This is a genomic window from Taklimakanibacter albus (assembly GCF_016595235.1).
Classification (GTDB): Bacteria; Pseudomonadota; Alphaproteobacteria; order Rhizobiales; family Aestuariivirgaceae; genus Taklimakanibacter; species Taklimakanibacter albus.
Window position 1 is genome coordinate 340,855 of record NZ_JAENHL010000007.1, and the last position, 18,799, is coordinate 359,653.

22 protein-coding genes are annotated in these 18,799 nt (G+C 64.9%); 13 read left to right on the plus strand and 9 right to left on the minus strand.

Annotation, left to right across the window (positions count from 1 at the left end; translation table 11 throughout):
* Nucleotide 1 precedes the first annotated feature (1 nt).
* The 11 genes from JHL16_RS13075 (at nucleotide 2) to JHL16_RS13125 (ending at nucleotide 11,484) form a co-directional block, all read left to right on the plus strand.
* Nucleotides 2-1,549, plus strand: a complete 1,548-nt coding sequence (locus tag JHL16_RS13075) for an ABC transporter substrate-binding protein (protein ID WP_200185283.1) — start codon at nucleotides 2-4, stop codon at nucleotides 1,547-1,549.
* Between the two features lie 305 nt (nucleotides 1,550-1,854).
* Complete coding sequence (locus JHL16_RS13080) at nucleotides 1,855-3,348, plus strand: ABC transporter substrate-binding protein (RefSeq protein WP_246771024.1); 1,494 nt, start codon at nucleotides 1,855-1,857, stop codon at nucleotides 3,346-3,348.
* Between the two features lie 2 nt (nucleotides 3,349-3,350).
* A complete protein-coding gene (locus JHL16_RS13085) occupies nucleotides 3,351-4,322 on the plus strand; it encodes an ABC transporter permease (RefSeq protein WP_200185285.1) in 972 nt (323 codons plus the stop codon).
* Entirely contained in the window at nucleotides 4,319-5,200 is an 882-nt protein-coding gene (locus JHL16_RS13090; RefSeq protein ID WP_200185286.1) for an ABC transporter permease, read from the plus strand. Before JHL16_RS13085 ends, JHL16_RS13090 begins: the two co-directional genes overlap by 4 nt.
* A complete protein-coding gene (locus tag JHL16_RS13095; protein WP_200185287.1) occupies nucleotides 5,197-6,063 on the plus strand; it encodes an ABC transporter ATP-binding protein in 867 nt (288 codons plus the stop codon). Before JHL16_RS13090 ends, JHL16_RS13095 begins: the two co-directional genes overlap by 4 nt.
* Nucleotides 6,060-6,815, plus strand: coding sequence for an ABC transporter ATP-binding protein (locus tag JHL16_RS13100; protein WP_200185288.1), 756 nt, complete (start codon nucleotides 6,060-6,062; stop codon nucleotides 6,813-6,815). The genes JHL16_RS13095 and JHL16_RS13100 overlap by 4 nt, the downstream gene beginning before the upstream one ends.
* The gene (locus JHL16_RS13105) at nucleotides 6,812-7,834 is read left to right on the plus strand and encodes a P1 family peptidase (protein ID WP_200185289.1); all 1,023 of its coding nucleotides are present in this window, start codon (nucleotides 6,812-6,814) and stop codon (nucleotides 7,832-7,834) included. The genes JHL16_RS13100 and JHL16_RS13105 overlap by 4 nt, the downstream gene beginning before the upstream one ends.
* Nucleotides 7,831-8,886 carry a P1 family peptidase gene (locus JHL16_RS13110; RefSeq protein ID WP_200185290.1) on the plus strand — a complete coding sequence of 352 codons (1,056 nt, stop codon included), beginning with the start codon at nucleotides 7,831-7,833 and terminating at the stop codon, nucleotides 8,884-8,886. Before JHL16_RS13105 ends, JHL16_RS13110 begins: the two co-directional genes overlap by 4 nt.
* A complete protein-coding gene (locus JHL16_RS13115; RefSeq protein ID WP_200185291.1) occupies nucleotides 8,883-9,956 on the plus strand; it encodes a C45 family autoproteolytic acyltransferase/hydrolase in 1,074 nt (357 codons plus the stop codon). Before JHL16_RS13110 ends, JHL16_RS13115 begins: the two co-directional genes overlap by 4 nt.
* A 16-nt stretch (nucleotides 9,957-9,972) precedes the next feature.
* Nucleotides 9,973-11,028, plus strand: a complete 1,056-nt coding sequence (locus JHL16_RS13120; RefSeq protein WP_200185292.1) for a LacI family DNA-binding transcriptional regulator — start codon at nucleotides 9,973-9,975, stop codon at nucleotides 11,026-11,028.
* Nucleotides 11,029-11,055: 27 nt separating this feature from the next.
* Nucleotides 11,056-11,484, plus strand: a complete 429-nt coding sequence (locus JHL16_RS13125; protein ID WP_348647207.1) for a VOC family protein — start codon at nucleotides 11,056-11,058, stop codon at nucleotides 11,482-11,484.
* On the opposite strand, the gene JHL16_RS13130 is transcribed toward JHL16_RS13125, so the two are convergent.
* Genes JHL16_RS13130 through JHL16_RS13155 form a run of 6 tightly spaced genes read right to left on the minus strand, consistent with a single transcriptional unit; the run spans nucleotide 11,481 to nucleotide 16,292 of the window.
* Nucleotides 11,481-12,056, minus strand: coding sequence for a histidine phosphatase family protein (locus JHL16_RS13130; RefSeq protein ID WP_200185293.1), 576 nt, complete (start codon nucleotides 12,054-12,056; stop codon nucleotides 11,481-11,483). The two genes, JHL16_RS13125 and JHL16_RS13130, sit on opposite strands and share 4 nt — an antisense overlap.
* A gap of 1 nt (nucleotide 12,057) precedes the next feature.
* Nucleotides 12,058-12,435 carry a VOC family protein gene (locus tag JHL16_RS13135; protein ID WP_200185294.1) on the minus strand — a complete coding sequence of 126 codons (378 nt, stop codon included), beginning with the start codon at nucleotides 12,433-12,435 and terminating at the stop codon, nucleotides 12,058-12,060.
* Nucleotides 12,432-14,378, minus strand: coding sequence for an oxidoreductase (locus JHL16_RS13140; protein WP_200185295.1), 1,947 nt, complete (start codon nucleotides 14,376-14,378; stop codon nucleotides 12,432-12,434). Before JHL16_RS13140 ends, JHL16_RS13135 begins: the two co-directional genes overlap by 4 nt.
* A 53-nt stretch (nucleotides 14,379-14,431) precedes the next feature.
* On the minus strand, nucleotides 14,432-14,947 hold the full coding sequence (locus tag JHL16_RS13145) for a GNAT family N-acetyltransferase (protein ID WP_200185296.1): 516 nt from the start codon (nucleotides 14,945-14,947) through the stop codon (nucleotides 14,432-14,434).
* Between the two features lie 8 nt (nucleotides 14,948-14,955).
* Nucleotides 14,956-15,309 carry a GFA family protein gene (locus tag JHL16_RS13150; RefSeq protein WP_200185297.1) on the minus strand — a complete coding sequence of 118 codons (354 nt, stop codon included), beginning with the start codon at nucleotides 15,307-15,309 and terminating at the stop codon, nucleotides 14,956-14,958.
* A gap of 29 nt (nucleotides 15,310-15,338) precedes the next feature.
* Nucleotides 15,339-16,292, minus strand: coding sequence for a LysR family transcriptional regulator (locus JHL16_RS13155; RefSeq protein ID WP_200185298.1), 954 nt, complete (start codon nucleotides 16,290-16,292; stop codon nucleotides 15,339-15,341).
* Between the two features lie 111 nt (nucleotides 16,293-16,403).
* On the opposite strand from JHL16_RS13155, the gene JHL16_RS13160 reads away from it, so the two are divergent.
* Entirely contained in the window at nucleotides 16,404-17,051 is a 648-nt protein-coding gene (locus tag JHL16_RS13160) for an FMN-dependent NADH-azoreductase (RefSeq protein ID WP_200185299.1), read from the plus strand.
* Between the two features lie 54 nt (nucleotides 17,052-17,105).
* Here the strand turns inward: JHL16_RS13160 and JHL16_RS13165 are convergent, their stop codons facing one another.
* The gene (locus JHL16_RS13165) at nucleotides 17,106-17,525 is read right to left on the minus strand and encodes a secondary thiamine-phosphate synthase enzyme YjbQ (RefSeq protein ID WP_200185300.1); all 420 of its coding nucleotides are present in this window, start codon (nucleotides 17,523-17,525) and stop codon (nucleotides 17,106-17,108) included.
* 61 nt (nucleotides 17,526-17,586) lie between these two features.
* On the opposite strand from JHL16_RS13165, the gene JHL16_RS13170 reads away from it, so the two are divergent.
* The gene (locus JHL16_RS13170) at nucleotides 17,587-18,048 is read left to right on the plus strand and encodes a baeRF12 domain-containing protein (RefSeq protein ID WP_200185301.1); all 462 of its coding nucleotides are present in this window, start codon (nucleotides 17,587-17,589) and stop codon (nucleotides 18,046-18,048) included.
* A gap of 83 nt (nucleotides 18,049-18,131) precedes the next feature.
* On the opposite strand, the gene JHL16_RS13175 is transcribed toward JHL16_RS13170, so the two are convergent.
* On the minus strand, nucleotides 18,132-18,320 hold the full coding sequence (locus JHL16_RS13175; protein WP_200185302.1) for a hypothetical protein: 189 nt from the start codon (nucleotides 18,318-18,320) through the stop codon (nucleotides 18,132-18,134).
* A gap of 51 nt (nucleotides 18,321-18,371) precedes the next feature.
* A complete protein-coding gene (locus JHL16_RS13180; RefSeq protein ID WP_200185303.1) occupies nucleotides 18,372-18,665 on the minus strand; it encodes an HlyU family transcriptional regulator in 294 nt (97 codons plus the stop codon).
* Nucleotides 18,666-18,799 lie beyond the last annotated feature (134 nt).

Below are 18,799 nucleotides of genomic sequence, written 5' to 3' on the forward strand. Positions count from 1 at the left end.
AATGACGAAAACTATCATGACGAACCGCCGCCAGATTCTGGCCGGCATGTCGGCCTTTGCCGCGGCGGGCCTGATGGGCGGCATCACGCCGGCCCGCGCCCAGGCGCCACGCAAGGGCGGCAAATTCAGATATGCCATTGTCGGGGCCTCGATCTCCGATGCCTTCGATCCCTCGACCTTCGCCGATATCGCACCTGGCATGATGAGCTGGCAGAGCCGCAGCAATCTGGTCGAGCTTGGCCCCGATCTCAAGCTCAGGCCTGAGCTCGCTGAAAGCTACGAAGGCACCGATCAGGCGCGCAAATGGATATTCAAACTGCGCAAGGGTGTCGAATTCCACAATGGCAAGACGCTAAGCCCAGAGGACATCATCTTCTCGCTCGGCCTTCATACGCGGCCTGACTCCAAATCCTCGATCAAGCCGACGCTCGACGGCATCGCCGACATGAAGGCGGACGGCAAGGACACGCTCATCATCACGCTGAAGGAGCCGAATGCCGACTTCCCCTTCGCGCTCGCCGATTACCACGCCCAGATCCTCCCTGCCGGCACGACCAACTTCAATGACGGCATCGGCACCGGCCCTTATGTCATGAAGACCTTCGATCCGGGTGTGCGCTGCACCGGCACCCGCTTCGCCAATTATTGGAAGGAAGGCCATGGCAATTTCGACGAGGTCGAATGCCTGGCGATTTCCGACAGCACCGCGCGCATGAATGCGCTTTCGACCGGCGATCTCGATGCGGTGATGTTCGTCGATCTCAAGACGCTGAGCCTCATCGAACGCAATCCCGCCGTCAAGGTCATCAAGGTGCAGAGCGGCGCCCATATGACCTTGCCGATGCATGCCACCGTGGCGCCCTTCGACAATAACGACGTGCGCCTCGCCCTCAAATTTGCGCTCGACCGCCAGGAGCTCGTCGACAAGCTGCTGCGCGGCAATGGCGTCGTCGGCAATGACCATCCGATCCCGCCCTCGAGCCCCTATTACGCCGCCGACCTGCCGCAGCGCGCCTATGATCCCGACAAGACACGCTTCCACCTGAAGAAGGCCGGGCTCGACAAGCTCACTGTCCAGCTCAGCGCCTCCAACGTCATCCTCGATATCGGTTCCGACACAGCGTCCCTCTATCGCGAAAGCGCCGCCAAGGCCGGCATCGACATCGAAACCGTGCAGGAGCCGGCCGACAGCTATTGGTCGAATGTCTGGCAGAAGAAGCCTTTCTGCGCGAGCTACTTTGGCGCCAGGCCGACGCCCGACGGCATCTTCTCGCTGGCCTATGGCACCAAGGCGCCGTGGAATGAAAGCTTCTGGTCCAATGCCCGTTTCGACGAGCTGATGAAGCAGGGCCGTGCCGAGCTCGACGAGGCCAAGCGCAAGGCGATCTATGGCGAGATGCAACGCATCCTCAACGAGGAAGGTTCGACCATCGTCCCGCTCTTCCCGGCGGTGATCGATGCCACCTCCGACAAGATCGCCACCGGCACGGTTGCCGGCAATCTCAACATGGATGGTGGCCGCGCCGCCGACCGCTGGTGGTTCGCCTAACCAAGTCTTCTTTCGCCATCGGCACGCGCTGATCTTCCGCGTCCCCTCACGATCCTTGCCGTCGTCATGCGTCGAGATGCTTGACGACGGCCGGCAAGGCGGTTAGCTTTCCCTAGTTGCCGGAACGATCCGGCAAAACGAGCGCAGCCAATGCGACGAGCCAATAGGGAGACGCCAGCATGCGAATTCAGCTGCCCACCGCCGGAGCTGTTGTCCTAGCTTTCCTGCTATCCAATATCGTTCCCGCGACTATCCCCCGCGCGGCCGCGGAAGAGGCGGCCCCGGGCTTTCAGGCCGTGGCGGACATGAACCTGCCGGCCGGCGGCACGCTGCGTGTCTATCTTGATTACGATACCGTCGCCGCCGCGGGCCTCGATCCGCGCGTCGCCACGACGGCGCGGTCATGGACGCTCATGGGCCTGTCCTATGAAACGCTGGTGAAGGTCGACGAGAAATTCGGCTTCGTCCCCGGCCTCGCCAAGTCCTGGAAGATCGTCAGCCCGACCGAATATGTGTTCGACCTTCGCGAGGATGCGGTCTTCTCCAATGGCCGGCCGATGACCGCGGAAGACGTCAAAGGCAGCATCGAGATGCTCCAGGAAAGCAAATCCTCCTGGGCGCTGCAGCTCGGCCCGATCGCCTCGGTCGACATCACCGGTCCGCATCAGGTGACGATCCGTCTTAGCGCCCCCTACACCGCCCTCCTCGGCGCGCTCGCCAATACGCCGGCGGCCATCCTGCCGGTGAAGGAAGCGCGCGCCGGCACCATCGATCTCAGCAAACAAATGGTGGGCACCGGACCCTATGTCGCGACAGCCCATGTCCAGGACGAATCCTGGACCTTCACCAAGAATCCGCATCATCCCGACGCGGCGAAGATCGGCGTCGACACCATCGACATCGAGATCGTGGCCGATGAAGCCAACCGCTTGGCGGCGATCCGCGACGGCAGCGCGCACTACGCCTTCTTCAACAACGCCGACGCGCTGGATCTTCTCGCCGGCTCGCCCCAGGCGCGCGTCGTCAAGCAGCAGAATACCGATTTCTACTATCTGATCCTCAACTCGAAGAACCCGACCTCGCCCTTGCACGACGAGCGCGTGCGGCTTGCCGTCAACGCCGCGATCGACCGGGCCCAGCTCTCCGATCTGGCGCTCGCCGGATTGGGCCTCACGACGGGTGTGACGCCGGTCACCTTGCCGGGCGCCTGCGATCCCGCCAAGCTGCCCTCGGCGACGCTGAGCGATGCAGAGATCAGCAAGCTCCTTGCCGATGCCGGGGCGACGAACATCAAGCTCAGCCTGACGACCTGGAACGAGGAAAGCGCGCCGGCGCAGATCGCGCAGATCATCCAGCAGCAGCTGCAGCGTTTCGGCATCACGATCGAGATCAAGGTCGTCGACGATCCGGCCTATGTCGCTGAATTCTACGGCTCGGACCAGCCCGCAACGGCCGATATCGGCATCAGCTGGTATGCCGGATATGGCGATGCCGCCATGGTCTCGCGCTGGTGGAACACCGAGCAGGCCACCTTCACCGCCCGCTACATGACCGGATCGCCCGAGCTCAATGCGCTGGTCGTCAAGGCCAGCCAGGAGCCGCAAGGAGCATCGCGCGATCAGGTGCTGACGGAGCTCTGCGCCGCGGTCGACAAGGGGGCCGAGCAGATTCCGCTGATGACCCGCCCGGGCGTCATCGCCTATCGTACCGACAAGGTAAGTCCGACCATCAACACGAATGAAGGCTACGGCAATCTGTTGCGCTACATCACCGATTTCCGGCTGACGGGAACGAAATAACGATGCGCATCCTGCGCTGGCTTCCGGGACGCCTTTTCAGCGCGGTCATCGTCCTCCTGGGCGCCTCCCTCCTCATCTTCGCGGCGGGACGGAGCCTCCCCGGAGACTATGCCAACACCGTGCTCGGGCCGCTGTCCAGTGAGGAGGCGCGGGTCGAGCTGCGCGAAAGCTTCGGCTTCGACCGCAGCCTGCCCGAGCAATATGTCCTCTGGCTGCGCAACGCGCTCGAGGGTGATTTCGGCCTGTCTCTGGCAAGCCAGCGTCCGGTCCGGGAGGAAATCGCCTCGCGTCTTCCGATCACTGCCCTTCTCGCCGCGATGGGCATGGTGCTCACCATCGCCATCGGCGTGCCGCTCGGCGTCTATGCCGGCTGCCATGTTGCCGATGGGCGACGCAGTGCCGCGACCCGCATCGTCAGCACAATCGGCATCAGCCTGCCGGAATTCGTCGTCGGCTCGGTCGTGGTGTTCCTGTTTTCCCACTTCGATTTCGGCCTCACCGTCGGGACCTTCGTGTCGCCGGCGGAGGATTTCGGCGCCGGCATCGTCTCGTTGCTCCTGCCCGCGCTGGTGATGGCGATCCCCTGCATCGCCGCCACCGCGCGGGCGACCCGCAATGCCGTGATCGACGTCCTGGTCGAACCCCATATCGCGGCCGCCATCGCGCGCGGCGAAACGCCGGGCTTCATCATCCGGCATCATGTGCTGCGCAACGCGCTCATTCCGGTCCTCACTCTCACCGCGATCATCATGGCCTATCTCCTCGGCGGCGCCATCATCGTCGAACGGGTCTTCAACGTTCCCGGCCTCGGCTCCTATCTCGTGCTGGCACTCGGGCGGCGCGACTACCCGGTCATCCAGGCCGTCGTGCTTCTGACGACCGCCATCTTCGTTCTGATGAGCCTTCTCGTCGATATCCTCACCGGCATCATCGATCCCCGGGTTGCCGTCACCAAAGCGGGGCCTGGGGCATGACGGCCCTCACCCCCATGGCGCGACGGCGCGGCCCCGTGGCGCGGGCCTGGGCCTATGTCGCCTCCTTCGACGGCTTCACCAGAGCCGCGATATACGTCCTCGCCGCCCTTATCATCGCAGCCCTTCTCGGCAGCTGGTTCGGGCTCGGCGGCAGTCCGACCGACATCGTCGGCCGGCGCCTGCAGCCGCCCTCGCTGGCCTTTCCGGTCGGCACCGACAATCTCGGGCGGTCGGTGCTGCCGCGGCTTCTCGCCGGCGTCACCACCACTCTCCTCCTCTCGGCGGCCGCCGTCGTGCTGGCGGCGCTCATCGCGACGATCAGCGGAATCATGGCCGGCTATTACGGCGGCCGGATCGGCGGAACGATCATGCGGATCGGCGACATCCTCTGCGCCTTCCCGGCCATCGTGCTCGCCATCCTGGTCGCCGCCGTCGTCGGTCCCGGCTCCATCGCCGCACTCGCCAGCATCGTTCTCGTCACCGTGCCGCTGATGACCCGCATGGTCGGCCAAGCCGCCCGCCAGGTGGCGCAGCGCGAGTTCATCACCTCGGCCATCATCAGCGGTGTCGGCACCCGCACGCTCATGATCCGACACATCCTGCCGAATGTGGCGGGGACGATCGCGATCCAGGGGACTTATGCGCTCTCCGTCGCGATCCTCGTCGAAGGCGGGCTGTCCTTCCTCGGCTATGGCGTCCAGGTGCCCCACGCCTCTCTCGGGCTCCTGGTGCAGGAAGGCGCGGTCTACATGGTGAAGGCGCCATGGCTGATCCTGGCGCCCGGCGCCATCCTGGTGATCGCGATCCTCGCCATCAACCTCATCGGCGACAGCCTGCGCGATCGCTTCGACCCGCGCGAAGCGAGGTCGCTGACATGAGCCCGATCATCGACATCGAGAATGTGACCATCGAATATCCGGGCAACGGCGCCCGCGTCCTGGCGCTCGATGGCGCAACTCTGCGCGTCGATGCGGGGGAGACCGTCGGTCTCGTCGGTGAATCGGGATCCGGTAAGACGACTCTCGGTCTTCTCGCCGGACGCCTCTTGCCGCGCAGCGCGAGGGTGACCGGCGGACAGCTTCGCATCGACGGACAGGATGTGCTGGCGCTCGATGATCAGCGCCTGCGCGCGCTGCGCCGTGAATGCCTCGGCTACATCCCGCAGGATCCGGTCGCCGCCCTCGATCCGACCATGCGGATCGGCCGCCAGCTCGAGCTCGTCCTGCACGGCCTGCCCAGCGACACCGCCAGCCTTCGGCACCATCTCGACAGCGTCCAGATCAGCGAGCCCGACCGCGTGCTGCGCCTGTTTCCGCATGAGATCTCGGGCGGCATGGCGCAGCGCGTCATGATCGCCATGGCCATGGCGCGAACGCCACGTCTGCTGGTGGCCGATGAGCCGACCGCCTCCCTCGACAGCCATGTCCGCACCGAAGTGACGAAGCTGATCTTCAACCTCGCCGCCAAAGCCGGCGCGACCGTGCTCTGGCTCAGCCACGATCTGCGCTCGGTCAGCCGCTGGTGTGAGCGGGTCGTCGTCATGTATGGCGGCAAGGTGATGGAGGATGGCCCGGCCGCGCAGGTTCTGCGCCATCCGACGCATCCCTACACGATCGCGCTGGCGGCATCGGACCCGGCCCGGGCGGAGCCCGGTCAGCGTATCGGCACAAGGCCCTTCGATCCCGCCGCATCAGGCACCGAAATGCCCTCCGCCAAATTGGCCGTGGGAGGCGGGAGATGAACGAGCCGGTTCTGGCGCTCGACGACGTTACCACCGCCTTCACCAGCGGCTGGGGCCCTCATCATTCGGTCATCGCCGCGATGCGTAATGTGACATTCGCGGTGCATGCCGGTGAAACCTTGGGACTGGTCGGCGAATCCGGCTCAGGCAAAAGCACGACCGCCAGCGTCGCGCTTGGTCTGCGCAGCCCGACATCGGGCCATGTGCGCTTTCTCGGCAAGCCTTTCGGCGATCGCAAAGACCGGATCGGACTTCTCCAGGCCGTGCCGCAGAATCCGCTCTGGTCGCTCAATCCCAGGCTCAGGGTCGGGCTGTCGATCGCCGAGCCGCTCGCGGCACTCGACCGCTCATCCCTGGCGAGCCATCAGGCGGCGGTTGAAGCGATGCTCGACAAGGTCCGGCTCGACCGCGCTCTCGCGCAGCGTTTCCCGCATGAGCTCTCCGGTGGCCAGCGCCAGCGCGTCACCATCGCCAGGGCCCTGATCACCAAACCGCGCTTCCTCGTCTTCGACGAGGCCGTCAGCGCCCTCGATGTCTCCGTCCAGGCGCAGATCCTCAATCTCATCACCGATCTGCAGGTCGAGCACGGCTTCGCCGCGCTGTTCATCTCGCATGATCTCGCGGCGGTCCGCTACATCGCGCACCGCATCGCCGTCATGCGCAGGGGCCAGATCGTCGAGCTGGCGGAGACATCGCGCTTCTATGCGCGGCCGCAACATGAATATTCCCGTCAACTTCTGGAGGCATTGTGACCACCAACAGCGACCATCGTCTCTGCGGCGTCCCCAGCTGGGGCGAACGCCGCGGCAATAACGAGATAAAACCCGTTCCGCGCACCGGCGGCCATAAGGATCTTGTCGCATACGACTTTCCCGGCATCGCGGTCGGGGTCGCCGACTATGCCGAAGGCCCGACAGGCGCGACCGTCATCCACATCCCGGCCGGCGCCCGGCTTGCCATCGATGCCCGCGGCGGTGCCATCGGCATGAGCAACGGCTTCGAATATTTCGCCCATGCCATCTGCCTGACCGGCGGATCGGTCTATGGCCTCTCCGCCGGCGCCGGCGTCGCCCACGAGCTGCATGCGCAGCACGGCAATCGCGGCTCGGTCGATGATCTCAAGCTCGTCTCGACCGCGGTGATCTACGACTTCTCGGCACGCGACAATGCGATTGTCCCGGATGCGGCGCTGGGCCAAGCGGCGATACGCGCCGCCGCCCATGGTTCTGTCCCGGTCGGTCGCGTCGGCGCCGGGGCGAGCGCCAGCGCCGGCAAGATCGACCATGCCCGGACCGAATTCACCGGCCAGGGCGCCGCTTTCGGTAAAGCGGGTGAGGCACGCGTGCTGGTGGTCACGGTGGTCAATCCGGTCGGTGTCATCGTCGATCGCGACGGCTCGGTGGTCCGCGGCAATTATGATGCCGTCAGCGGCCGGCGGCGCCCATTGGCGAACGACTGCCTGGAGATGCTGGAGCAATCGCAGCCGGCGCGGGCGGCGCGCGGCAACACGACCGTCACCGCCGTCGTGACCAATGTGCGTCTCGCCGACAAGGAGCTCATCCATTTCGGACGCCAGGTGCATTCCTCGATGAACCGCGCCATCCAGCCGTTCCACACGGCGCTCGACGGCGACACCTTGTTCGCGCTGACGACCGATGAGGTCGAGCTCGCACCGCCGCCCGATCGCGACAATGGCCTGATGAACTCCATCGCGCTCGGCAGCTTCGCCTCCGAGCTCGCCTGGGATGCGGTGCTGAGGGCCGCGAGATGAACAAGGGATCGACCATGCCGCTTTACGACGACAGCCTGCCCCATCGTCTGACACCGCCGCCCTTCTGGGAGAAGCGCCCCGGCAACCGGGATGTGGATCTCGTGCCGACGCATGGCGAAGGCCGGAGCAAAGTGGCCTTCGACTTCCCCGGCATTGCCGTCGGCACCGCCGAATATGTCGAAGGACCGACCGGCGCCACGGTGATCTCCATCCCCGCCGGCGCCCGCACCGCCGTCGATGCCCGCGGCGGCGCCATCGGCATCATCGGCCGCTATGAGGATCTCAACCACGCCATCTGCTTTGCCGGCGGATCGTCCTATGGCCTCGCGGCCGCGACCGGCGTCAGCGAGGAGATGCTGGCGCAGCAAGGCAACCGCGTGAGCTGGCAGGACCTGCGCTCGACATCGGGCGCGGTGATCTATGACCTCGCCGCCCGCGACACCGGCATCGTGCCTGACGCGGCGCTCGGCCGGGCGGCCTACCGGGCGGCGCGCAGCGACTGGATTCCTGTCGGCCGTGTCGGCGCCGGCATCAGCGCCTCAGCCGGCAAGATCGACTTGGCGCGCTGCGAATTTACGGGCCAAGGCGCCGCTTTCGCCAAGCTCGGTCCTATCCGCATCCTCATCGTCACCATCGTCAATCCTGTCGGCGTCGTCGTCGGCCGCGACGGCACCGTGCTGCGCGGCAATTACGACCGCGCGACAGGCGAGCGCCGCCTGCCGGTCGTCGACTATGAGCGTGCGCTGCGCGAAGGAACGACGCCGACCACCGCCGCCGGCAACACGACGGTCACCGCGGTGGTGACCAATGTGCGCCTCGACGACAAGGAGCTGCGGCTGTTCGGCCGCCAGGTGCATTCCTCCATGCATCGGGCGATCCAACCCTTCCACACCAACCATGACGGCGACACGTTGTTCGCCTTGACGACCGACGAGGTCGAGCTGCCGCCGGCGGGCAGCACACGTCTCGGCGAGCATGCGATCAACTCCATCGCGCTCGCATCGGTCGCCTCGGAGCTTGCCTGGGACGCCGTCTTGGCGAGCGCCCGATGACGGTCCATCGTTACGAGACGGATGAGCTGGACCCGTTCCGCCGGGGCGAGGCCATCGGACACGCTTTCGCCGGTGAGATCATCGCGAATATCGAAGGATATCGGGAGCTGTTCCGCGCCGTCCGCGTCGACGAAGCCGGCTTGCCGGCACTCGGTGAAACGGCACTCGCCCATATCGATCGCTGGGCGCCCGATCTCGGCGCCGAGCTGCATGGATCTGCCAAGGGCGCCGGCATCCCGCTCTGGCAGATCGGCATGCTGAATGCCCGCACCGAAATCCTCGCGACCGTCAAGGCGATCGGCGAAGGCGAATGCTCGACCTCGGTGATCCTTCCCGAGGACGGCCCTCCCCGCACCATCCAGACCTGGGACTGGCATGATGTCTCGAACGAGAACACGCTGGTGGTGCGCTATCCGACACGTGATGGCCGGACGGTGCGCTACTTCACCGAGTTCGGCATCCTCGGCAAGATCGGGCTCAACGACGCCGGCATCGGGGTGCATTTCAACATTCTCAATCATGCCAGCGACGGTGAGGGGATCGGTGTCCCCGTCCATGCCGTGGCCCGCGCGGTTCTCGACGGCGCGAGCACTCTCGCCGAGGCCGTGGCGATCGCGCAATCGGCGGACGTCTCCGCCTCGACCGTCCTCACCATCGTCTCCTATGCCGACGGCAAGGCGGATGCCGCCCAGGTGGAATTGAGCTCCGGCGGCCATGCGACGCTCCAGGCGCCGGAAGACGGCTTTCTGCTTCACACCAACCACTTCCTCGACCGGCGGCTGGCGGCGGGCGAGCTTTCGCCCACGGAGTCGAGCACCTTTCCCAGGCTCGAGCATCTCCAGGCCCGGCGCGCGCTGCTGGCCGCCATCGATCCGGTGGATCGGGTGGCGGGCCTTCTCGTGCATCAGGCCGATGGTGCGCCGATCTGCTGCCATCCCGACCCCGCACTCTCCTTCGAGAATCGCTGGCAGTCGCTGATCACGATCGCGCTCGATCTCGAACGGTCGCGGCTCGAATTTCACGAAGGCGGCCCCTGTACGGTGAGGCGCGAATCCTGGCAGGTGTTCTGAAGGAGGAACAAACGGAATGACCCGGAAGCCGGCCCCGCCCGCGGGCGCGGTCACCATCATCGATGTGGCGCAGGCGGCCGGCGTCGCGAAGACGACGGCATCCGATGCGCTGCGCGGGCATGGGCGGGTATCGCCGGCAACGCGTGAGGCGGTAGTGGCCGCCGCGGCGCGCCTCGGCTTCTCGATCAACCGCTCGGCGCGCTCGCTGCGTACCGCGACGACCGGCGCCATCGGCCTCTATATCCCGCAGGTGCTCGCCCATACCGAACATTATATGTCCTTCATCTATGGCGTCGTGAACGAGGCGGCGGCCTTCGACTACGACGTCACCCTGATCGTCGCGTCGGGCCATGCGAAACACGGCTATGCGCCGCATGTCGATGGCATCGTCCTCATCGACCCCGTGGCCGAGGATCCCATGATCCAGAGGCTGCTCGATACCGGCCTGCCGATCGTCTCCTCCGAAAGGCTGCTGGGCCCCCGCCAGACGACCGGCGTCGTGTGGTCGAACCACGCGCATTATTTCACGCTGCTGCTCGAGCATCTCGCCGAGCGCGGCGCCCGTCATCCGGCGCTCATCGCCTCGACCACCCATTCCGAATGGTCCTTCGCCGTCCAGCAGGCCTATGCCGACTGGTGCCGCGCGGCGGATGTCGCGCCGCATCAGGCGCTCGCCCCCTTCGCGGCGCCGCCGCCGCGCCTGCAGGAAATCGCCCGCGCGATGGTGACGGACGCCCCCGAGATCGATGCCTTCATCGGCGCGGGCGACGGCGTCGCCGCCGCGGTGGCGCAGGCGCTCGCCTCGGACGGCGTGCGCATCGGCAGCCGGATGCTCATCGCCTCGGGCGTCGACAGCAGCGCCACGCTCGCCGCCCAGCCCCCGATCACCGCGATCAACACACAAGGTGGCGAAGGTGGCCAGCTCTGCGCCCGCCTGCTGTTCGACCTGCTGCAGGGCCGCGCCGAACCCGGCGTGGAGCTCGAATTGCCGCTTGAGATCTATTATCGTGCCTCGACGGCCGGGAATGCAGGTCACATTTCTTCAAGACCGGGCCGCAAACGAGGTTCATGATCGTCTCACACCAAGAGGAGATTGATCATGGACAAGATGCCCACCACCGACACGCCGATCGTCTATGCCGGGGTCTGTTGCTATCGCGACGCGCCCAAAATGCTCGACTGGCTCGAACGTGCTTTCGGCTTCAAGAAACACGTCGTCTATACGGGCGATGACGGCAAGATCGTGCATGCCGAGATGGCTTTCGGTTCCTCGATCCTCATGATGTCGAGCCAGCGCGACGATGGCGTGCTGGGCAAGTTGGTGCGCCCGCCGAGCGAGCTCGGCGCCAACAGCCAGGCCATCTATATCGCTGTGCCGGATGCCGACGCCGTCCACGCCACCGCCAAAGCGGCCGGCGCCGAGATCGTCATGGGCCTCGCCGACCAACCCTATGGCAGCCGCGATTTCATCTGCAAGGATCCGGAAGGCCACATCTGGTGCTTCGGCACCTACGCGCCGCGCGCTTAAGTCTGGTTCCAGCGGCGCAACATCGGCTCGCTCATGTCGTGCTCGTAGCCCAGAACCGACACGCTTGCGGTGTCGAGCACGAACAACGCGCCGTCCGCGGGAGCAAGGCCGAGCCAGCGGGCGGTGAGCGTGCGCAGGAAATGCGCCGACGAAAATACCAGCACATTGCCGCCCGCCACGCGCAAAGCCGCCACAACCCGGTCGGCACGGGCGCCCGCATCGGCGACACTCTCGCCCTTCGGACAACCATCGCGGAACAAGCTCCAGCCGGGCCGTTCGAGCAGGATCTCCTTCGTCTTCAGCCCTTCATAGGCGCCATAATCCCATTCGGCGAGATCGGGCTTCACCTCGGCAATGAAGCCCGCCAGCTCGGCCGTGCGGCGCGCCCGCAGCGACGGGCTCGACCAGACGGCCGTGAAGCTCTTGTCGCGCAGCCTGTCGCCCAGCCGGCGTGCGGCCTCCTCGCCTTTGGCCGTCAGCGGAATGTCGCTACGCCCGGTATGTTTTCCGCTGGCGCTCCATTCCGTCTCGCCATGCCGCACCAGGATGATTTCGGGAAAAGCGCTGGCCATTCTACTCTGTGATCCGCCACGGCGGGTTCTTCCTGTTCTCGCCAGCCAGATACAAACACAGCCAGTTGCCGGCGGGATCCTTGAGCCAGGCTTCGCGCCACAGCCAGCGCTGGTCCTCAGGCTCGTTCTCGAACACGATGCCCTCGGTTTGCAGCGCCTTCACACGCGCATCGAGATCGGCGCATTCGAAATAGACATAGATGCCCTCCTCGCCCAATGCGGCATCGGTTTTGTGCAGCGACATCGTCGCCTCGCCATCCGGCAATTCGAAACGCGCATAGATCTGCGTCTCGACGATCAGCGTCAGGCCGAGTCTCCGATAAAAGGCGATCGATGCCTTGATGTCTCTGGCCGGTACGCTGATCTGATTGAGGTTCAAATTGCCATCCCCGCTTTCAAGCCTTCATAGACCGCTTCCTCGGCGGTGCGCGCCGACAGACAGTCGCCCACCAGATAATGCTCGAAGCTTTGCGCCGCTTCGGTAAGCGTATCTTCCGGCGCGTTCGGACAGGCGAGCACGATCGTGTCGACATCTTCCAGCACCACCGGCTCCTGCGCCGTCGTATGGACGAAATAGGCGGTCGTCGCATCGGCGCCGTAGAGCCGCATCATCGGCAGGATCTTCACGCCGGCCCGATGCAGCCGCGCCAGATGCGCGTCACGCGTGTAGTTCTGGATCGCCATGCCGGCACTGAGCCCGTTGACGGCGAGGCGCACATCGACGCCTTCACCGGCGAGCTTCTCGGCGATGCCGAGGCCGATCCAGTCGGCGAGCCAGTCATAGATGACGACGCGGGCGCCGGTTTTGGCGCCCTTCAGCACCTCCACCGCATGCAGGACATGGGCATCCTCGCCGATCTCGGCCGGCGGCCGCTGCAGCACCGAACCCGACGCGAGCACCACCGCATCGGGCGCTTCGCTCTTGAGAAAGTCCGGCGTCACCGCCTTGCCTTTGACGATGCGCGCGCCGGCAAGCTCCGCCTCGCGGGTGAGATTGGTGATAATGCCGCCGAATTCGGCGCGCGCCGGCAGAAGCTGGGCGAAACGTGCCTGGCCGCCGAGCTGCGTCTCTTTTTCATAAAGCGTCACCTCATGGCCGCGCTCCGCCGCCACCGCCGCCGCCTTCAAGCCGCCGGGTCCGCCGCCCACCACCATCACACGTTTGCGCTGCCCCGTCTTGGGTTTTGCGCCATAGGCAAGCTCACGCCCGGTCTCCGGATGCTGGATGCAGGAGATCGACAGCCCCAGCTGGAAATGCCCGATGCAGGCCTGGTTGCAGGCGATGCAGGCGCGGATATCGTCGGTGGCGCCGGCCTTGGCCTTGTTGGCCATGCCCGGATCGCAGATCATCGCCCGCGTCATGCCGCACATATCGGCGGCCCCTTCGGCGATCACCTTTTCCGCCTCATGCGGCTGGTTGATGCGGCCCGCCACGAAGACCGGCTTGCCGATCGCCTGCTTGAGCTTGCGCGCATAGGGCGCCACATAGGCATTCTCGATCAGCATCGGCGGCACGATGTGAATGGCCCCACCTTGTGAGGCCGACGTGCCGGCGATGACGTTGAAATAATCGAGATCGTCCTTCAGCAGCCGGCAGGCGGCGAGCGTCTCGTCCTCCTGCAGTCCGTCGACATCGAGCTCCTCGCCCGACAGCCGCATGCCGATGATGAAGTCGTCATGCACCAGCGCGCGGGCGCGCTGCGCCGCTTCTTTCACGAACCGGATGCGATTTTCGAGGGAACCGCCGAAACGGTCCTCGCGCCGGTTGACGCGTGGATTGAGAAACTGCGCCGGCAGATAGCCATGGCTGCCGACGATCTCGACGCCATCGGCGCCCGCTTCCGCCATGCGCCGCGCCACCTGGCCGTAACCTTCGATGATTTCCTCGACGAGGGCGAGCGACATTGGCCGGGGCGCAGTACGGAAACGCTCGGACGGCGAGAAGGACGGCGCGAAGGCGGCCTGCGCCACGCCTTCCGGCCGGCCCAGCAATTCGCGTCCCGGATGGAACAGCTGGACAAAGACCTTGGTGCCTTCCTTGTGGATGGCATCGATCATCTTGGCGAAGGGCCCGATGCAGCTGTCCTCGGTGCCCATCAGCAGATCATCGGTGTAGCGCGCCGTTTCATGCACCCCCACGACCTGCACCACGATGAGCCCGGCTCCGCCCCGGGCGCGTGCCAGGTGATAGGCGGTGAGCGCCTCCGACGGCAGGTAGTTCTCCGGCAGATAAGTATCGTGACCGGTCGAGAAGATCCGGTTGCGGAACTCGGTTTTTTTGACCTGGAAGGGGGTGAAGAGATGCGGGAAGAGCCTGGACATGGCCAAGGCTAACGCAGAACCCCACTCATACGGAAGAGCCTGCGACCAACCGTCTATGCTCGCTCGAGCAGGATGACCTCGTCGCCCATGAAGATCGTGCGCTGATATTCGCGGAACCCGCTCTTTTCGGCGATCCTGAGTGATGGTCTGTTGGCGGGATCGATGATGCAGACGCTGCGGCCTTTACCGGCCTGGTCGAGCCAGTGGAGCGCCGCCGCCACCGCTTCCGATGCATAACCCTTACCGTGGAAGTCCGGTCCCAGCACCCAGCCGGCTTCGGGAAAGCCGCGGATCGGCGGCTCGATCATGCGGTGGAAATCGCCGAAGCCGACATCGCCGACGAAACGCCCCGACGCCTTCTCCTCGACCGCCCAATAGCCGAAGCCCACCAGCGGCCACAGGCCGCGATAACGCAGGATGCGCGTCCAGCATTCATCGGGCCGCATCGGCTTGCCGCCGATATAATGAGTGACCGCATCCAGCGACCACATCGCCATGACGTCGGGAAAATCGGCGACTTCATGCGCCCGCAGCCGGAGCCGCGGCGTCTCCAGGACCGGAACTTCCATGGCTTGACCTATCTGCTGCGCCCGTCGAATTTCTTGATCGCAACCTGATCGGGCGCGAAGCCGTCGACGCAGCGCATATTGATCGCCGCCATGGCCACGCCATTGGGCGCCTTTGCTTCGCCGTAGGGACCTACACCGCAGGTCGGGCAGAAATGATGGCGGATGCGGTGCGTGTTGAAGGTGTAGGTGGCGAGATCCTTCTCGGACGTCTTCAAGGTGAACTTGTCGCGCGGTACGAAAGCGAGAAGATGCCCGCGCTTGGAGCAGAGCGAGCAGTTGCAGTCGATCACCTCGCCGACCGGGGCCTCGCTGTCGAATTCATAGGCGATGCGCCCGCAATGACATCCGCCGCTATAATGCATGGCTTTCTCCCTCTCTTTGACCTTTTCATCTACCCGCGCATGCCCACATCATCAAGGCCGTCCGGCAGGATGCCGCCGGGTACCGCCTCGTTGAAGCAGCCGAGCTGGCTCTTGAAGGTCTCGATCAGCCAGGACGCCGCCGGCCCCGGCTGCCGGTCGGTGCGATGCATGGCGTAGAACGGCCCCTGCACCTGTCCGAAAGGTTCGAGATCGAGCTCGACCAGCAGGCCTTTTTTCAGGTCCTCGGCGATGATCCAGCCCGGCAGGCCGCCCCAGCCGAGACCGGCGCGGATCATCAGATGTTTCGTATGCATGTCGCTGAGCCGCCAGGTGCGGAAGGCGAAGACGCTGAAGTCCCGACCGCGCGTGCGCTGCGACGGATCGGTGACGACGAGCTGCGTATGCTCGCGCAACTGCTCGAGCGTCACCGGCCCTGTGAGCCGCGCCAGCGGGTGCTGCGGCGCCGCCACCGGCACCATGGTGACGAGCCCGATTTCGATCAACCGCACATCCGCCTCGCCCGGAACGCCGCCCACCCCGATATCCGCCTCCCCTTTCATCACCTGATCGACGATCGAACCGAGAGATCCGATGGTGAGACGCAAGTCCACGGTCGGAAACCGCACCGCGAAGTCCTTCAGTGTACGGATGAATACCGGCGCCGGCAGCACCGGGTCGATGGCGATCGCAACTTCGGCTTCGAGGCCCTGATGATGCCCTTCGACGCGGGCGCGCAGATGCTGCAGCACACCGGTCATCCGGCGGGCGTCCTCAAGGACCGCCTTGCCCATCTCGGTGAGTTGCGGCTCGCGCGTGCCCTCGCGCTCGAAGAGTTTTACCCCGAGCTGCGCCTCGAGATTGGCGATGCCATAGCTGATGACCGACTGGGCCCGGTTGAGCTTCCGTCCGGCCCCCGAAAAGCTCCCGGTTTCCGCCACCGCGAGCAGGATCTGAAGCTGGTCCAGGGTTGGATTGGGCTGCATATATCTAAATACCAGATGGATTACATATAAATTATGCCAGTTTTATAGATGGATGGCCAGGCACATATTCATCGCGTCAGTTCAACCTCTTCAACGCGAAAGCCCAAACCCATGTCCATCCTCCTCGTCACCTCGAGCCCCCGTGGCAGCGCCTCGCATTCGACCCGCATCGCCACCGATCTCGCCCACAAACTGCAGGACGCCGATCCGTCGGCCTCGCTGGTGGTGCGCGACCTCGCCGCCAACCCGCTGCCCCATATCGATTCGGACTATGCCGCCGGCATCTATACGCCGGCCGACAAGCGCAACGCCCGCCAGGCCGAGCTGGTGAGCGCCTCCGACACCGCGGTCGATGAGCTCTTCGCCGCCGACACCATCATTCTCGCCACCGGCTTCATCAATTTCGGCATCTCCTCGACGCTGAAATCCTGGATCGACCATGTCGCCCGCGCCGGCCGTACCTTCTCCTACGACAAGGATGGTCCCAAGGGCCATCTCACCGGCAAGAAGGTCTATATCGTGCTGGCTTCGGGCGGCGTCTATTCGGACGGTCCGGCGGCGGGCATGGATCATGCCATCCCCTATCTGCGCACCGCGCTCGCTTTCATCGGCCTGACCGATGTCGAGATCATCCGCGTGGAAGGTGTAGGCATGGGCCCGGAGGCCACTGACAGCGCGTTGAAGAAGGCGACGGCCCGGGTCACTTCACTGGTCTCGGCGGTGAGAAGTCCCCATCTCGCCACCGCCGTCGCCGCCTGATTTTCCGGGAGCAACCACCGCGAGCCGTTCCGGCAACTGCCGGAGCGGCTTTCTCTATTCTCCGATCAGATGCAGCAATACCCGGCGTCGATGCGGCGCATCGCGGTGCTCGAACAGATAGATGCCCTGCCATGTCCCGAGCATCAGCTCACCGCGCGCGATCGGAATCGTCAGCGACACTTGTGTCAGCGCGGTCCTGATATGGGCTGGCATGTCGTCGGGTCCTTCGCTGCGATGGACCATCCAGCTCGCCCCTTCCGGCACCAGCCGACGGAAGAACTCGTTCAGATCGCGCCGCACATCGGGATCGGCATTTTCCTGGATCAGCAGCGAGGCTGATGTATGCTGCACGAAGAGCGTGAGCTGGCCGGTCTCCATGCCGCTCGCCTCGACGAAGCGGCGCGCTTCGCCGGTGATCTCGGTAAAACCCTGACCTCGGGTAGAGATCGCCAATTCGTTCTGGAGCTGACGCATCTGGGAAACCATTGCTGCTGCGCTGAGTTTACATCAGGTGGATGAAGCAAAGGAGAACTGAATGGCCGTTGACCGTCTGAAATACAAGGATTGGATCGTCGCCACCGATGGCGGGCGCGCGTTGATTTTGCGCAATGACGGAACGACCTTGCAACCCAGGCTGACAGTGCTGCGCAAGCACGACCAGAATGTGCCGCCGACACGCGATCTCGGCACCGACAAGCCGGGCCGCACCCATTCGGGCATCGGACCCGGCCGCTCCTCGATCGAGCCGACCGACCTGCATCAGCAGGCCGAAGACCGCCTGATGAAGGAAGTCGCCGACGGCCTGGCGGAAGATTTGCGCGAGGGAAAATTCTCGACCTTGATCGTTGCGGCAGCGCCCACTTCTTTGGGCACGCTTCGCAAGGCGATGAGCGATGAGCTGCGCAAGGTGGTCGCCGCCGAAGTCGCAAAAAACTTCACCGGCATGGAGGTAGGCAAGCTCGGCGACGCCTTGAGCCAGGCCCTCGAAGCGGCGTGAGCGACTGCCCTTGCTAGCATTCCCCCTCTCCCGTTGCGCAGCAATGGGAGAGGGTGGCCGAAGGCCGGGTGAGGGCTCTTACTTCAATCCCCTGCGGTCAGTCCGAGATAGGCCAGAAACCCCGCCACCACCGCGGCGATCCAGCTCGGCCACATCGGCATGGCCTCGCCATCCACCGATATCTCGAAGCCGGTCAAAGCGCGGAGCAATTGCAGAATGGCGATGATGGCGAAGATGACGCCGGCCAGTCGTGCATATTTCCGAGCGGTCATGGAAGCCTCCTCACGATCTGGTCACGTTTTGGGGAACAGGCGGGCGCGGGCCTATTTGAACATCCGCTCGCCCTGCTCGTCGACGATCTGGCGACCCTTCGACAGCGACAGGTCGGCCGCCTCTTCGAGCGTCGAGAAGCGGTCGGCACGCACGAATTTGTATTCCTTCATCTGCCCATCGACTTCCTTGGAGATCGTGCCGGCGGTCTGGAACTGGCCGCCTTCCTTGTAAGGCGTGGCGCGGATGATGAAGCCCTTATGCTCGGTTTCCTTGGCCGCGGCCACCGGCCCATCGCCCGCCGCTTTATCGCCGCCAAGACCAAACAGGGATTTTAGAAAGGACATGTCAGACCTGCGTAATTGTTTCCGATAGACTGAACCCTTGCCGCTTTGCCCGCAATAGGCTTGGCGCAGGGCATGGAACGGACCTATCCCATTCCCGGAAGCCGCGCTAGTCTCGCCTGCCCTTGCTCGGAGTC